Here is a 15,026-nt window from a genome sequence, read left to right as displayed (position 1 = left end):
CACTACGTGGGTAAAGCTACCACCAGTTACACCAATAAAGCAGTGTCGCCCAGTCCCTGCCGAATCACGGTAGGTTCATTATTCGTACAGTCTACTACGGTAGAAGCTACGTTATTTCCCGTGCCACCATCAACAATCAAATCTACCTGATCGGCAAAACGCTCATAAATTAAAGCAGGATCAGTAGCGTACGCAACAATCTCATCTTCATCGTGTACTGATGTGGTAATCAGTGGGTTTCCTAACCGCTCTACTAGCTGCTGAGGAATGGCATGATCGGTTACACGAACCCCGATTGTTTTACGTTTGCTATCAATTTTTTTAGGTACGTATTTGCTAGAGGGCAGTATAAAGGTGTAAGGGCCAGGCAGAGCCTTGTTCATCATTTTGAAAATTGGAGTAGGAATATTTTTAGAGTACTCCGAAACCTGGCTGATATTTTGGCAAAGAAACGAAAACTGGTTTTTTTGAGGATCTACTCCTTTGATATAGCACAGGCGCTCAATAGCTTCCGGATTGAGCAGGCTACACCCCAGAGCATAAATGGTATCAGTAGGGTAAATAACCAGTCCGCCTTGTTGTAGAACTTCGGCCACTTTGGCTAGTTTTTTATTTTCAGGATATAGTGGGTTGATTTTCAGAAGGGATGCTTTCATTTATGTGGTACATTAAAAAAATTGAACGTAGGGTAAAAACTTTTCTTAGTAAGAACGATGTTACAAAAAAGCCAGATACTGGGCAAACGTTAGAAGTAAATTCTAATTTTACCAGCAAATTACTAATTTTTACCATACATGAAAAGACCGAAACTGCTGGCGCTGCTTATTGTGGTAGGCTCAATGCTGTTAGTATCATTTTCATTTTATGCCTACCAAATGGTATATACTCCTAATGTGCTGACCGATCAGTCAGATCGAATTTTACTGATACCAACGGAAGCTACCTTTGATGAAATACAGGATAGGCTACACGAAGAAGATTACGTAAAAGATTTACTTTCTTTTAGCGTGTTGGCCAAGGTAATGGAGTACGATCAATACCTAAAACCGGGGCGTTACTTGCTGAAGGCCGATATGTCGAATCTGGCCGCTATTCGCCAGTTACGCTCCGGTCGGCAAGAGCCCGTGAATGTCACGTTTAACAATGTGCGACTGAAGCCAGAATTGGCTCAGCGATTGTGCGAAAACCTGGAGGCCGACGAAGAAGTATTTTTAGCACTTCTTAACAATGAAAATTTTGTAAAGGAATACGGCTTTACGACTGAAAACATAATGGCTATGTTTCTGCCTAATACGTATCAGTTTTACTGGACAACCTCAGCAGAAGAACTATTTGAGCGGTTTTATCAGGAGTACGAGAACTTCTGGAGTGAACAGCGGGCGAACCAGGCCGACTCGCTGAATATGACTCCGCGGGAAGTCTCTATCTTAGCCTCCATTGTAGAATCAGAAACCAATAAGCCGGATGAGGCTCCCAAAGTAGCTGGACTTTATTTGAACCGTTTGCAACGTAACATTGCTCTTCAAGCTGATCCTACACTAGTGTACGCCGCTGGCGATTTTACCATTAAGCGAGTATTGAATAAGCATAAAGAAATAGACTCACCTTATAACACTTATAGGTATACCGGATTGCCGCCGGGACCCATCCGCGTGCCGTCAATCAGCGCGATTGATGCTGTTTTAAACTACGAAGACCATAATTACTTGTATATGTGTGCCAAAGAAGATTTTTCAGGCTATCATAATTTTGCTACAAACCTCACGGCGCACTTAGCCAATGCTCGTCGCTACCAACGAGCATTAGGTCAGGCTGGTATCTATAACTAATCGATGTATCAGCATACTACACAAGTCCGGGTGCGCTACGGTGAAACCGACCAGATGGGTTATGTTTACTACGGAAACTACGCTTCGTATTATGAAGTAGCTCGGGTAGAAGCCCTGCGTCATTTAGGTATGAGCTATCGAAAGCTGGAAGAGAGTGGGGTAATGATGCCTGTGCTAGAAAATCACTCTTATTACCATCAGCCCGTTCTTTACGATGATCTGCTAACCATAAAAGTTATTCTAGCTAAAATGCCATCGGTAAAAATTACTTTTGATTATGAGTTTAGGGCAGAAGGTAGAGCGTTGGTTCATTCGGGTAAAACGGTGCTGGCTTTTATGAACGCTGATACCAAACGCCCTTGCCGCCCACCGCAGGTAATGTTAGAGTTACTGAAACCGTATTTCACCTGAAATCTTCCCGTATGTTTATTGCATGTTTCCAGAGGAAATACTAAGTTTGCGGTCGCATTAATAATACGGCTATTTTACCTAGAGAGTTGGCGGAGTGGTCGAACGCGCCGGTCTTGAAAACCGGAGACCTTCACGGGTCCGGGGGTTCGAATCCCTCACTCTCTGCATCTTACATTCATACAACACTAAAACCCTTTAAATTTTAGGATTTGAGGGGTTTTTCTTTTTTAAGGTAATCATATTATTCATTTTTTCTCCAAACTTATGAGCCCCATTCGGTGCCCTATTTCTCAATTTCTTAGTAGGGCACCGAATAAGCTAAAATAGCTTGTTTATGCATTATTTTGATGGTATCTTTAATTGAAGGATTAATCTGAAGGTGACCAAAAAAACAGAAACAATGCATCAATCTTTTAGTGTTATATTTTGGATAAAACGTGGTAAAGCCGATAAAACAGGGAAGGCGCCTATTTATGCCAGGGTTACTATAAATAGAGAGCGAGCGGAGATTAGCACTGGTCAGAAAATAGAATCTGATCGTTGGAATGTAAACACCGGAAGTGTGCGTGGAAACAAGGAGGATGCTCGTACTATCAACATGGTTCTCAGTAATGTAAGAAATAAGGTAAAGGCTATCTACTATGATTTGACTGAACATCAGCGTATAGTTACTGCTGAGGTAGTTAAAAATACTTTCTTGGGAAAAGGGAGTCTGGAGTATAGCTTGCTTCAAATCTTTCAGCAACATAATGAGGACATGCGAGCGCAAGTAGGTAAGGAATACGCTACTGGGACTCTTGAACGTTACCAAACCTCCCTGAAGCTAACCAAAGAATTTTTAAAGCATAAGTACAATCGTGACGACATTTACTTCTCAGAGCTTCAATATAGTTTTATCACCGATTATGAATTTTTCCTTAAAACGGTTCGAGGGAATAGTCATAACACAGCTAGTAAATACCTAAGGAATTTCAAGAAAATTATTCGTATTGCCGTGGTCAATGGTTGGTTAGATCGCGATCCGTTTTTAGCGTATAAATGCAGTTTGAGGGAAGTAAAACGAGACTACTTAACGCAAGACGAGTTAGACCGGATTATGGCTAAACGGTTTTCATCTGAACGGCTTACTCACGTTAGGGATGTTTTTGTGTTTTGTTGCTACACTGGGTTAGCCTATGCTGATGTGTTCAAACTCAGCTCTTCCGATATTTCACGAGGGATTGATGGCGAGTACTGGCTATTTACGGCGCGTAGAAAAACCGGTGTTTCTTCTAATGTACCCTTATTGTCCCCTGCGTTAGAAATCTTGGAAAAGTATGAAGATTATGCCGAGGTGATGAATGGAAAACAACTACTACCAGTAATTACCAACCAAAAACTTAACGCTTACTTAAAAGAAATTGCGGATGTTTGTGGCATCAATAAAAAGCTAACTTTCCATATTGCCCGGCATACCTTTGCCACTACTGTTACGCTTACAAATGGCGTACCTATTGAATCAGTAAGCTCTATGCTAGGGCACAAAAATCTGCGTACTACCCAAATTTATGCTAAAGTTGTTGAGAAAAAAGTTAGTGCAGATATGAAAGCATTAAAAAATAAAATGGAAAGTAAGAAACGTCCTTACTCTAATGAAGCATTGTAGTCAAGGTAATGGATATTGATCAAACAACATAGTTTAGATATTGGCCTTTTGAGAACATATTGATTGTATTTGGTAAAAGTTATCTCAGCAAAGCGGTAATTCTATCTGGTAACTTTCGCTATTAAGTTACAATTTACCACCAGTTAAAAAAGTATTGCTGGAAAGGATTGGTTATTCCGAATAACGTGCTGAGTTCATTAGAAAAACGACTCGTTTCCAGATAGTTAACATAATTTGGTGGCACCGACGGTATGATTATCTATCCCGGTACCCATTAGTATTCCATATGTGCAGCTCACTCTTAGAAAATCTGTACAATTTACTCAAGTCCAAAAGGACAATTCAGTTACTAGATTCTGTTACTTCTAATACACACGATTAGGAGGCTGAAGTATCAGGGTGATAGATATTAGGATAGCGTTTTACAATCATAGTCACCTCGCGGCGAATGCTAGAAAAATTAGCCGATACGTTCTGATCGTTTAAAGATGTGAAGGAAGTAATACCACAGGTGGTAGGCTCTTTTTTCCATCGGGTCTGGGCCCGAAAATAGGGAATGGTGCTTTCCACCGTTTGCCCCACAAACGCACCCGGCGAGAGTTGCATCACTTCCTGCGGTTTAATCAATAAGCGCTCCTGCTGACTGACACTGATATTCTGTGATAGGTTCCGTCCGCCTCGGCTAGCGTGGCTCATCCCTCGGGAGTGGTTCTGGATGCTTCGCTCTTCCCTTCCAATCATCTCGCTCACCCTTCGGGCGGTTTCTACCGAACTGGCCTTCCCATAGAACTGGTTGGATAGGTTAGCAATAATTACTTCCGCTTTATCTTTACCGTAGCGGTCGATCATCTGGGATAGGTCTTGCACCATGTAGACACTAGCGATCCGGTTACTACGAGCGGTTGCTGGAATCATTTCAAAGCGGGGAATATAGAGGGTAGGTGCCTCGTCCAGTAGGACAAAACTACGGTGTTTTCCCACCTGGTTCATGCGTTTGAGGGCGACGGTCATGATTAGCGAGATCACCGGGCTAAAGGTATCTACTAAACCAGGATCGGAGCCTAGGCAAAGAAGTTTCGGTTGGTCCGGGTTATTAATGTCCAGGGTGAAATCGTCCCCGGATAAGACCCAGGCAATCTCGGGGGAGTTAAGCTTGGTGACCATCATTTGCAAGGAAGCGATCACTCCCGCTAATTGCTTTTCAGCTTTGTTACGAATAGCCGTAGCAATACTACGAATCAGATCACTACTCTGGGGATTAGCTTCCAGCATACTGATGACGTGGGTATAGTCGGGATACAACACAGCGTTAATCACGTGCGGCAAAGTGCAATACTGTGGGTGCTCCGAACGGAAAAACCAGATCAAGGCCGTCAGCCACGTCTGGGCGGAAGAAGCAAAGAAGTCGCGTCGTTTGATTGTAGCGGTATCCAAATTTTGGATGATCGCCTGGGCGTACTCCTCGGCATGAGAGAGCGTTGGAATATTTTCGGGGGCTAAGGGATTACAGCGGTGGGATTGCGAAAGGTTACGGAAGTTAACGATATAGTAACGTAAGCCGTGAGCGATACCGTAGCAGTGCAGAGCGGTGTTCAGTATATTGGCCAGCACCGGAAACTTAAAGTCGTATACTATTCCGCTGAAACCCTTCTGGACAAACTGTTCTAAGAAAGCATTGCCCAGCACCGACTTACCCGAACCCGACGAACCTACAATCAATGTGCCCCGGTAAGGATTGGGTACGTTTATGTAGCCCCGTCGGGTACGGATGACAATACTATCGGGCGTATTGATCTTGCTTACTTCGGATTGTTCTAAGTGCTTAATCCTTTTTCTACGCAGCACTTTTAGGCCTATTGGTAGTAGAATAAGAATACTTACGACCGCTCCGGGGTAAAGCCAACTCATCGTCGTAGCAGGGTACGAAGTAACACCAAGCAAGTAGTAACAAGCTACGATAAGTAGTATGATTACTGGTAGGAAGTATATTCTGGGGATATTTCGTTTTGTTGAAGCGTTGTTGTGGTTTGTAGCGGCTAACGAAAGGCAGAGCCCTACATACGTCAGCAGCCACGAGATTCGTCCGGCGAATCCAAGCCGTTGTACTATGTTGGTGAAACGATCTAGTAAGCCTTCGGCAGCTAGGGGTAGCTGATCGGGGAAAGCCAGTACGTAATACTCTACCCCAAGCAGTAGCGACAACGTAATAAACACGACGAACAGGGCTTCTACGAAAGGTCGGACCATAGCAGTCAGCTTTTATCGTTCTACTTGGGGCTGGGATTCTCGATGCTTCTTCTTGCGCTTTTGAGCGATATCCTCTTTGGCCTCAGCCCCCATCCCCCGGCTTTGTTTTCCTAGCTTCGTAAGCGTAAGTTCGGGTAGAACTCGCGGGGCATCTTTGCCCGTTACTAGCATTCGGTAGGGGTCATTGACGGGTTTACCCTGCTGATAACACTCAGTCAAGTGGTGCAAGCGGAAGAAAAAGCCTTTGCCGTAGTGTTGTTCTTTCCCGAGCTGTAGTACTGTGTTTTCGTCTAGTTTCCAGTGTCCCACAAAGTACTGGTTGAGGTAGCCTACCTTGTCCCGGATACGGGCTTGGTGACGCAGCTGGGTTTTCGTTGGTAAATTACGGGTGAGTTTTTCGGATACCGTGGCTTTTTGGTAGTTGAATAGCTGCTGGAAATCCTGACCGTTCTTTAGTTGCCAATCACGGATAGAAAACCGACTGCGGTAGCTGCGGGGGTTGAGCCGAAGGCTGCGCTGCTGATCCTGGGCACTGACCAGTATGTGAATATGGGCCTGATTACCTGTCTTCAAGGTGCCTTTTTCTGCCCCCTTCTTTTCCTTTCGGGTCTGATGAATCGTGGCGTACCAGTGGAGATCGGCTAACGTGAGCTTTTTTTCCGGACGATGAGGAAAGCGAAAGTTGCGGGCATAGTTTTCCATCGCCTGAACCGTAAATGCTTTCAGCTTCTGAGGATCGTTCTGTAGGTGAGTAATTTCCTCACAGGAGGGTGAGAGCACGAGCGAGTAAAATTTTTCCTGGTTACACCTCAATCCTTTAGCATTGCGATCAATGACCTCCCGCACTTCCTCCCCGGTGACTGCCTGTTGGTCTTGATTAAAAAAGTGGGCAGTGCCTGGTTGCCCGTCTACTTCGTGACCCAGATAGGTGATTGTTTTTTGGCAAGAGCCCCGGTTGGAGAAAACAAACCGTCCGTGCTGGGTGGGATTGATAATTTTGCTGTGCATGTTTCCTAGGTATTAGGCCGCCGTGAATCGGGATTTGGGTACTGGGGATTGGATGAACTAGTTGATGTAGGTGGGGAAGTAGCACGAGTCTCCAGTTGGTCTAGGACTTGATGGAGACGGTCGGATAGGTATTGCTGGTCTTGCTGCTGGAGCTGCTGGTAGCTTTCGTGGTCTTCCGTTCGCAGACGAAGTAGGTGATTGACCGAGACTTCCCCCAAAATGCGGGCTTTGGCTGCTTCGGAAAGGATCGTTCGCAGCAGGTGTTTTTCCTGATGAACCAAGTAGGAGAACAGGCGGTCGACTACTTGTTGCAGCAGTTGTTTGGTGGCTTCGGGCTGGTACGTATGAGGATCTAGTTGCCGCTCGGCAAAGAAGGCGGTAGCTGCTTCTACGTAGTTCTTATGGGACACACCGAGCCGTTCGGCCTCCCGTTCAATCCGGCGATGGCCCGTCTCAGAAACATTGACTTTTTTACTGTAATACATCGTTAGGTACTTAGTTGGGTACTGATGGAAGTGTTGAAAATCAGTCACTTAGAAGACTGAGGTACTGATGAACTATCGCCCTCTGCACTATCTTATTGGCTATCAATGAGTTGCATAGGTACTTGTCAACTTCCTTCTTGCTATCCAAAAGCTTTTATGAACTATTTTCGTCGGTCGGGAATTTCAGTAGGAAAAGCAATGAGGTTGCACATTTCCCGCAGCCGGGAGCGAACTCGCTGATGATAGCGCTGAGTGAAAGCTTGAGTATCCAGGTTGGTGGTCAGGTGTGTAATCAAGCCGCGACTCGCAAACTCTTCGTAGCGGTCTAATAATACTTCAGCGATCACGTTACAGTCATTACCAAAGTGCTTGGCGAAGGGTTCTACCCCCACGTCGTCCAGGCAGTAGGCGATGGGCTGATCGTAGTACACAATCGGCCCATAGCCCAAATGCTTGATGCGATACGACTGTGAACCATAGCGAAATAAAGCGGGGTAACCTTCCTGAGCGAACTGCTGGCTAATCTTCCTAGAAGCCATGATACGAAAAGGCTTATTGAAAAAATCCCAGCAGAGTTTCATGAGTGTGGTTTTTCCGCAGCCTACCGGCCCCATTAGCAACAGCCCTTTTTTGGGGTCAACGTTCAGCGTCTGACACGAGGAGTAGTTTGCCGAAAAGTACGCCAATAGCTTCTGGATTATCGGTTTGTTCATCTCATCAACCACAAACTGGGGTACTTGCTGATGAGCACTGACGATGAACCGACGGTAGATCTCGTCAAAATCCTGAATATTACCGGATACGTCAGCCTCACAGCGGGATGCTGTAGTCCATCGGACGCTCGCTGGATTCTTCGGTAGGGTTGGCGAATGATTTTTGGGGATAAGATCGCTGAGTTTTTTCATAATCCTGAAGGTTGAATAGCCAGTTACGAGCAGCCGCCTGCCAGTCCTGCATCGGGTGGCGACCGACCTTCCAGCCGTTGGACTGGTAATAGTTGACGAAGCGAGATGCTTGAACTTTTGCTACTGAAGCATTAGGACAAAGTTCCGTTTGCTGTTGCATATAGGCTTCTACTTCTTGAACCATAGGCTTAGTAAAGTTCTCTCGCCCTATATCGTTATTCCTGGGAAGGGGGGGCGAGCGGAATGGGGGGGGTGGCTTCTCTGAGGTTACGTCGCTACTGCCCTTTTTTTCTTTGCTTTCCCTTTCTTCCGACACTGATAAAATCGTAAGAGGGGTACTATCTACTCGATCATTCTTATCGATAATAATACTACTAAGGAGTGCGGGTGGTTTCGCACCGATAGAATCACAAGAGGGGGGTGATGTATTCATAAGACCTCTTGTGGTTTCTCCCACTCCCCCTTGTGATTTTTCGTTAGAGGGGGTAGCGACGTTTTTGAGTTGGGTCAGGTAGATTTTTCGTAGGTTTCCCTGGCTGGTATCCAGCTGGATTTCTATCCATCCACCCCTACGAAGTTGGCGTAGCCAAACCGAGACCGTTTCCTTCTGGACCCCGTAGAGCCGGGCTAAATACTGGTTACTTGCCCAGCAGTAGCCTTGTTGGTCACAGAGGGCTTTGATTTCGCCGTACAGTAACCGGGCATGGGCGGAAAGTGTCCGGTCTAGTCGGATTTGGGCGGGTAAGTTAATCTGATACGTAGGATATTTCATCAGGTAAAGGGAACGGTTAGTTGGTTTTTAATGGAGTCTTCTTTGTTGCTTTCCAAGTACAGCAATCGCTGCTGACCTGACGCATGGTAGCGCATCCGAATAAGCCCTACTTCTTCTAGTTGGGCAAGCCAGGCTTTGACTGTTTTATAGGTCACGTAATGGCGTTCAGCGAAATAGGTGTAGCTGAGTGGGCAATAACCCTCTTCTCGGCACAGGTAAGCAATTTCGCCGTAGAGCAGTTTGGCTGAAGCCGAGAGGTGACTATTTTGCCACACGATGGCCGGTAGTTGAATGGGATGGTTGGCAGTGAGGCTCATCGGGAGACAGGATTAGCGTTATTGATTAAATTTTCTTCCAGTACCCGCTGAATACCATCCTGGGGATAAAACAGCATCCCGCCGATTTTACTGTAGGGTAGCACCCCATTGATACGAAACGTTTGTAGCGTAGCGGCTGAGATGTTGAGCCGCTCTCGGACTTCCGCTGAACGTAGCCAGGGCTGAACCGGTGGATGGGTTTGGGCGAGTATTTTTTTTAGCTCATCCAAGAGCTCTTCTTTGAAAACCATCAGGTCTTCAGTCGTAACAATATGTGCTGGCATGTCTTATGTAGGTAAGTGAAACATGCCCCAAAGATGCAGCAAAGCAGCAATCCAAAACAGTTGTAAGGGTTGTACAACCCTACCTAAACTATTGATTATCAGGCAAAAAAAAGTTAAAAAAAAGTTGTTTTTGCTTTAGCTTTAGCTTGATCGAAATCTCTATGAGAATTTCACCCGCTTTGGAGTCATGTATCACAGGTAGTATTAATACACTGGATCACTACCGATGGGTGTAGGTGCCTACAACTTTTTCTTAACAAAGTGACCTGATCACTACGCTTGTCGTATTGCTTGCAGCATTTGGTGGATCTTTTCCTGAAGGGCACTACGAGTACTATCTTCTACATTGTAGTACTTGGATTGCAAGCTATCGATAGACATCCGGGATACCCGCTTGGTAGAGAGGATTTGTCCAAAGGTGCGAAACAAGTCCATTTGCTGCTGCGGTTTCAGGATACCTACTTCCTTCATTACCCGTAGCAGCAAGGCCCATTGACTTACGGATAAATTGGTTGGAATAGCCGTGGGGGCTCTTGGTACGGAACCCTCATCCGCTAAACTTTCCCGGTAGGCCAATTCTTCCTGCAGCCACCCCTCTACCTGCTCTTGAAGTGAGGGTAAGGTGGGCAGGTAACGTAATGGACTTTGAATAGGTATTTGTCGGACGGCCTTGAGCCAGTAGCGAAACCGGGCAAACGGATCAGGTTGCTGATTAATATCTTGCTGTAAATAGTCGGTGAGCATGTGCAGCATGCTCAAATCATTAGAGTGTATAACAAAAAGGGTGTAACTCAGGCAGCTTTTTGGTAAAGAGCTTGTTGTTCGTGTTTGACTACTGTTTGTAGGTAGTTGTCCCAATCGCCGTTCTTTCTGACGGCTCGTAGGTTGAGCATATTCTGCGCACCTTGTTTTCCCCAATGCATGCCGTTTCTCTCCATACGGCTCTTTACAAAATGTCCACAGGCACTTTCCACCGCTCCGGTGGTGATAGGAAATCCTAGCTGTAGATAGGTTTTGTAATCTACCATATGCTGATGGTTGGTCAGGTAGGTGATGGCTCGTTGGACAGTGTCACGCTTGTATTGAGACAAGGTAGCCTGTTGCAAGATAACTTGCCATTGCTGTCGTACCTCATCATGCTGGCTGTCTAGTAACAAGGCGGCTTGGCTTCTCACCCAAGCAAAACGATTGGGATGCTTCTCCCCCCAATGAGCGTTAGCCACCTTCCAAACGTACTCTAGCAAGTGAATAAAATCCAGTACGTAGGCCTCTACCCGATGGGTAACTTTCTTTTCTTCTACCACTTGCCGAACTGCTTTTTCTAAGGCTCGGTCACCGTCTATCAAAACGATGATCGGCTTTTTTGCACTAGCATCGCGCCGAAGTAGGTTTTCCACCCCGTAGCGGATGGCCCCTACCTTGTCTGAGAGAAAGGCTCGTAGATGCTTGTGCTCGTGCCAGGTATGCCCTCCATCGGGCTTCTGCGGCTCATGGGTAGGGCAAAACAAGCTCTCTAAGAGTTCTTGAGCCTGCCGGGGCCGCGGGGTAAACGAACTGCTCAGGCTTACTGTGGCTTCTTTTTTGACCCCCTTCTTCTGTCCTTTGCTCAGACGAACCGCCGTACTTTCCTCAGCTCGCTGAGTTTCGCTGCGACGAATGGGCACCCCCTTACCGTCAAAGCCTACGCTCAAATGAGTACCATCTTCTATGTTTTCCCAGGCTTGTTGCTCATAAAAGTCTTTTACTTGCTCGCAAAGCCTGTAACTACACCGTTGGCTTTGCATACCCCTTAGGGGATGACCTAAGATGCGCTCCAACTGCTCAGCACTTTGGGCAAAGTCCATCTCGGTGGCCCCATACCCTAACCAATCATCCAATACGTAAGAATAGTTGCTCTTGGGTAAGCCCAACGCTTCGTCCAGCCGGTAATAGCTCTTACCAGTGGTTGAGTAATACTTGGGGCGGGCAATGGATAACGGGCCAAAAATGCTTCGGTAAGGCCGACTACGCAGCCCGGTGTTCTTCATCTTTTCCCCTGCACGATCAACGGGAACCCCCTGAACAGCGACTACCTGTTGTATACTCAAAATGTAGTATTCTAACAGTTGAAAACCTAACTGCAATAAACTGGTAAACAAAGACCGCTCTACCTGATGAATTCTCATTCCTTCTTTACTTCGGGCATCCATTTGGGCTATTATCTGATCTAAGTGTTGTCTTATCTGGTTGATTTTTGCTTCCTTTACTTCCATAGCGAGTTTTTTTGATGGTGGTTGAAGACCTCAAAATTAAGGGAATCTCTGCATTCCCACTCGCTTTTCCTCTGCACCCAATTCGTTATACACTCAAATCATTAAAATCAGCCTGGATCGCTCCCTTGAGCATGACTAGACCTGTAATAGTCTTCGCTTTGCGGAACACTTTGATCAATACTTTAAGCCAGTAGCGACCGTAAGCCAGTTGCTGATAGGTGAATTGGTGGTCGTAGGGTAGCTGGTGCAATTTTTCCAGGGGGGCTTGCACCAAGGGACGCATCACCTCAGGCAGGCGAGGTAGTTGCGTTTGCAACCAGTTAAGCTCGGAAGCTAATTCTCGTAACGACTGTTGTCGCTTCCGGTAGGAGAGCCGCGCCTCCAGGTCTAAATAGGTTCCGTACTGATGTTCCAAATGCATCAAGAGTTCATCTACTACACTGTACATGGCCTTGTAGGTATCTTCCAAACAAAACACCGGGGCGTAACGGTCTAAGTGTTCATGCTCAGTTTCCTGAATATATGGTAGTATTTGTTCTTTGAGGCGAAGCAAGGCTTGCTGATGGTTACGTAAATAGAGGCGAATCGTCTTTTCTTTAGGTATACTAAAGATCGTCCGGGCCCACTGTTCCTTGATGCGCTCGGCTTCTTCTTCCAATACGTATTGGTAGTAGTGAAAGTATATCTCCGTGGGTTCTAGTTGATCAAATTCTGAAAGCACGATGAGTTCAACAATGAGCTCATGCTCTTTCTGATGATAGGTTGTCCAAGCAACATCCGCCATCGGTACTTGAAAGTACGCTGCTAGGGAGGGAAGCATAGCAGCATAAGGTCCCTTTTCAACCGAAGGGTACACCTGGTCAGGATAGGTGATGGGTAGCTCATACAGTTCGTCCAGACAGTGCCGAACAAATGATTGTAGTTGCCATGAATCTTGGTTTCGGGTATAGACTACCCAGTAGTGCTTGAGACAAAACGGGAAACGTTCTTTGAGTAGATGACGAGGCTGCGAAAGATCGCTACGGCGAATGTGGGAAAGCGATAGGGAGCCCGAGATACACTGCGTGAGAATATCCAATTCAAACTGCATATGCTAAGAAGAATACAAGTAAGTTTTTACAACAAAAGCGACAATAATTATTACAAAATACGGGCGATTATATGAGTAATACAAAGAAAAATTAAAAAATGTTTAATTTAATCATGTATTATTTAAACAAGTTACGTACATTTGTGTCTTGAAATAATACTTCTTATGCATAGAAAGGGCCACTCTGTTAGGGTTGCCTTTTCTTTTTCATGCGTCTTGATGATTCAACAAGTTCTTTTTCTGACTACGCCGCTGAATACACTGCTGACAATCGCGTTTGTAGCGAGAAAGTTGCTGACGGCTTTTGGCTTGGTACCCGCAGGTCAGGCACATTCGGTTTTCGGCCACCATCCGTAATTCCTCCTGATGCGCTCGCTGTTGCTTGGTAAAATTCTGCTGGAGCTTTACTAACGCTTGTTTACTTTCTGTTAATTCGCTTTGCTGCTTATTGAGTTGCGTTTGCAACAAGACTCGCGCTTCGTTAGCGATTTCAAGCTCTTCGGTAAGCCCTTGTGATGTCTTTTCAGCGAGTTGCAACGTTTCGGTAAGTTCTTTTTCTCCCTTCATCTCTTTCCACTTACCGACGAATAGGTAGACGAATAAATAGTTGATCACCGCAATCAAGAGGCTAAACAGCTGACTCACGAAAATACCCTTTGGCGACTTCTCAAAATTCCAGGCATCAAAAAAGAGCGTGGTGATGAAGTAGCCCGCGATGGCAAATAGTATTGGAAAGGCTTGGTGTACCAGTTTACTATTGGCAGCGGTGGTCAAAATAGTGAGGTGAATGGCTACCGACAGAAACCAAGCGGCCACTTCTCGCTGCCAGCCAATAAGGGTTTCTGGCAGTTGGGTAATCAGCAATGCCTGACTCTCGTACACTAGATAAGCGTACATGGCAAACATACCGATCATAATCGGAGGTAGAGTAAACAGGCTTTCGGCGAGCTTCTCGAAGAAGCGGTGGATGGTCTTTTCCATGAGATAAGGTTGTGGAAATGGGTAATAGGAATTCGAAAAATTAGGCAGTGTGATACGTCAGTTGAGATTCCTGTACTGACGTACTGCCGGGTTCGTGAGAGCCATTATTTCGGGCATAGTAAATAGCTTCAAAAAGATCACGTTCTTGTACCTTCCGTAATAGGTGACGATACTTACGTCGCCCCTCTTCCACAAAGGCACTAGTAGCGTACTTCTGAACAAAGAACAGTCGCTTGGCACTCTTACTAACTCCAATCAGACATACCTGTTTTGCCCCAATGCTATCGGCGTAGAAAGCCATCTGACGGTCGTAGTGGTACATCCGGCAGCAGTTCAGAAATGCCCGAAGGTTTCTAGCTGAGGTGGTTTTAAAATCCACCACATAGGGCGTTTCACTATTCGGATTGGCAATCACGTCAAGCCTGCACTTACATGCAATATCCGTAGTCGACTCCTGCCACAAAACAACCTTTTCTTTCTCACTGTCCTGCAACAAAGACTGACAGTATTGATTACTGATGACCGTGCGGTACATACGGTACAATAATCGTATATCCAGTCCCTCACAGCTTTCCGCTCGGAACTTCTCAGGCTCTAGTAATAGTTCGTGAAACACACCACCAAAACGGAAAGCCGTTTCGGGCTTCTTGTAAGGTGTATGGGTAATTAAATGCATGGCAATCGTCAAATCACTATTGCTAATGCGGGGTAGTTGGTAATAATCCATAATCTGGGCTTGGGGCTTGGGGCTGGGCGGCATTCCGCTTGGAGTAAGGAGTAGAAGCGGATTATTTAAGATG

The 15,026-nt window shown here is 45.8% G+C and carries 16 protein-coding genes and 1 tRNA gene; 4 read left to right on the top strand and 13 right to left on the bottom strand.

Features of this window, described 5'->3' with window-relative positions; translation table 11 throughout:
• Positions 1-26 precede the first annotated feature (26 nt).
• Complete coding sequence (locus P0M28_RS04885; protein WP_302208434.1) at positions 27-656, bottom strand: L-threonylcarbamoyladenylate synthase; 630 nt, start codon at positions 654-656, stop codon at positions 27-29.
• A 138-nt stretch (positions 657-794) separates the two neighbouring features.
• Here P0M28_RS04885 and mltG point away from each other — a divergent pair, with 138 nt between their 5' ends.
• From mltG to P0M28_RS04865, 4 genes are all read left to right on the top strand, one after another.
• Positions 795-1,829: an endolytic transglycosylase MltG gene (mltG, locus tag P0M28_RS04880; RefSeq protein WP_302208432.1), complete on the top strand. Its 1,035-nt coding sequence runs from the start codon at positions 795-797 to the stop codon at positions 1,827-1,829.
• Between the two features lie 3 nt (positions 1,830-1,832).
• Complete coding sequence (locus P0M28_RS04875) at positions 1,833-2,240, top strand: acyl-CoA thioesterase (protein WP_302208430.1); 408 nt, start codon at positions 1,833-1,835, stop codon at positions 2,238-2,240.
• 80 nt (positions 2,241-2,320) lie between these two features.
• Positions 2,321-2,405: transfer RNA gene (locus P0M28_RS04870), tRNA-Ser, on the top strand.
• 214 nt (positions 2,406-2,619) lie between these two features.
• Positions 2,620-3,885 carry a site-specific integrase gene (locus tag P0M28_RS04865; RefSeq protein ID WP_302208428.1) on the top strand — a complete coding sequence of 422 codons (1,266 nt, stop codon included), beginning with the start codon at positions 2,620-2,622 and terminating at the stop codon, positions 3,883-3,885.
• A gap of 378 nt (positions 3,886-4,263) precedes the next feature.
• Here P0M28_RS04865 and P0M28_RS04860 read toward each other — a convergent pair whose 3' ends face one another.
• The 12 genes from P0M28_RS04860 to P0M28_RS04805 all read right to left on the bottom strand — a co-directional run bounded on the left by P0M28_RS04860 (position 4,264) and on the right by P0M28_RS04805 (position 14,986).
• A complete protein-coding gene (locus P0M28_RS04860) occupies positions 4,264-6,132 on the bottom strand; it encodes a type IV secretory system conjugative DNA transfer family protein (RefSeq protein ID WP_302208426.1) in 1,869 nt (622 codons plus the stop codon).
• A 12-nt stretch (positions 6,133-6,144) separates the two neighbouring features.
• Positions 6,145-7,140, bottom strand: a complete 996-nt coding sequence (locus tag P0M28_RS04855) for a DUF5712 family protein (protein ID WP_302208424.1) — start codon at positions 7,138-7,140, stop codon at positions 6,145-6,147.
• A gap of 5 nt (positions 7,141-7,145) precedes the next feature.
• Positions 7,146-7,625 carry a BfmA/BtgA family mobilization protein gene (locus tag P0M28_RS04850; protein WP_302208422.1) on the bottom strand — a complete coding sequence of 160 codons (480 nt, stop codon included), beginning with the start codon at positions 7,623-7,625 and terminating at the stop codon, positions 7,146-7,148.
• A 161-nt stretch (positions 7,626-7,786) separates the two neighbouring features.
• Positions 7,787-8,530, bottom strand: coding sequence for a hypothetical protein (locus tag P0M28_RS04845; protein ID WP_302208420.1), 744 nt, complete (start codon positions 8,528-8,530; stop codon positions 7,787-7,789).
• Positions 8,436-9,302: a helix-turn-helix domain-containing protein gene (locus P0M28_RS04840; protein WP_302208419.1), complete on the bottom strand. Its 867-nt coding sequence runs from the start codon at positions 9,300-9,302 to the stop codon at positions 8,436-8,438. The genes P0M28_RS04845 and P0M28_RS04840 overlap by 95 nt, the downstream gene beginning before the upstream one ends.
• Positions 9,302-9,619: a helix-turn-helix domain-containing protein gene (locus tag P0M28_RS04835; protein ID WP_302208417.1), complete on the bottom strand. Its 318-nt coding sequence runs from the start codon at positions 9,617-9,619 to the stop codon at positions 9,302-9,304. Before P0M28_RS04835 ends, P0M28_RS04840 begins: the two co-directional genes overlap by 1 nt.
• Positions 9,616-9,903, bottom strand: coding sequence for a helix-turn-helix domain-containing protein (locus P0M28_RS04830; protein ID WP_302208415.1), 288 nt, complete (start codon positions 9,901-9,903; stop codon positions 9,616-9,618). The genes P0M28_RS04835 and P0M28_RS04830 overlap by 4 nt, the downstream gene beginning before the upstream one ends.
• Before the next feature lie 273 nt (positions 9,904-10,176).
• Positions 10,177-10,647 carry a hypothetical protein gene (locus tag P0M28_RS04825; protein ID WP_302208414.1) on the bottom strand — a complete coding sequence of 157 codons (471 nt, stop codon included), beginning with the start codon at positions 10,645-10,647 and terminating at the stop codon, positions 10,177-10,179.
• Positions 10,648-10,694: 47 nt separating this feature from the next.
• Positions 10,695-12,155, bottom strand: a complete 1,461-nt coding sequence (locus P0M28_RS04820; protein ID WP_302204760.1) for an ISKra4 family transposase — start codon at positions 12,153-12,155, stop codon at positions 10,695-10,697.
• 85 nt (positions 12,156-12,240) lie between these two features.
• A complete protein-coding gene (locus P0M28_RS04815) occupies positions 12,241-13,245 on the bottom strand; it encodes a hypothetical protein (RefSeq protein ID WP_302208413.1) in 1,005 nt (334 codons plus the stop codon).
• A gap of 207 nt (positions 13,246-13,452) precedes the next feature.
• Entirely contained in the window at positions 13,453-14,226 is a 774-nt protein-coding gene (locus P0M28_RS04810; RefSeq protein WP_302208412.1) for a hypothetical protein, read from the bottom strand.
• A gap of 40 nt (positions 14,227-14,266) precedes the next feature.
• On the bottom strand, positions 14,267-14,986 hold the full coding sequence (locus P0M28_RS04805; protein WP_302208411.1) for a PD-(D/E)XK nuclease-like domain-containing protein: 720 nt from the start codon (positions 14,984-14,986) through the stop codon (positions 14,267-14,269).
• Between the last annotated feature and the right edge of the window lie 40 nt (positions 14,987-15,026).

It is taken from the genome of Tunicatimonas pelagia (assembly GCF_030506325.1).
In the GTDB taxonomy this organism is placed as follows: domain Bacteria; phylum Bacteroidota; class Bacteroidia; order Cytophagales; family Cyclobacteriaceae; genus Tunicatimonas; species Tunicatimonas pelagia.
The sequence above is the reverse complement of the archived record's forward strand: the minus strand, read 5'-3'. Positions and strand labels throughout refer to the sequence as shown.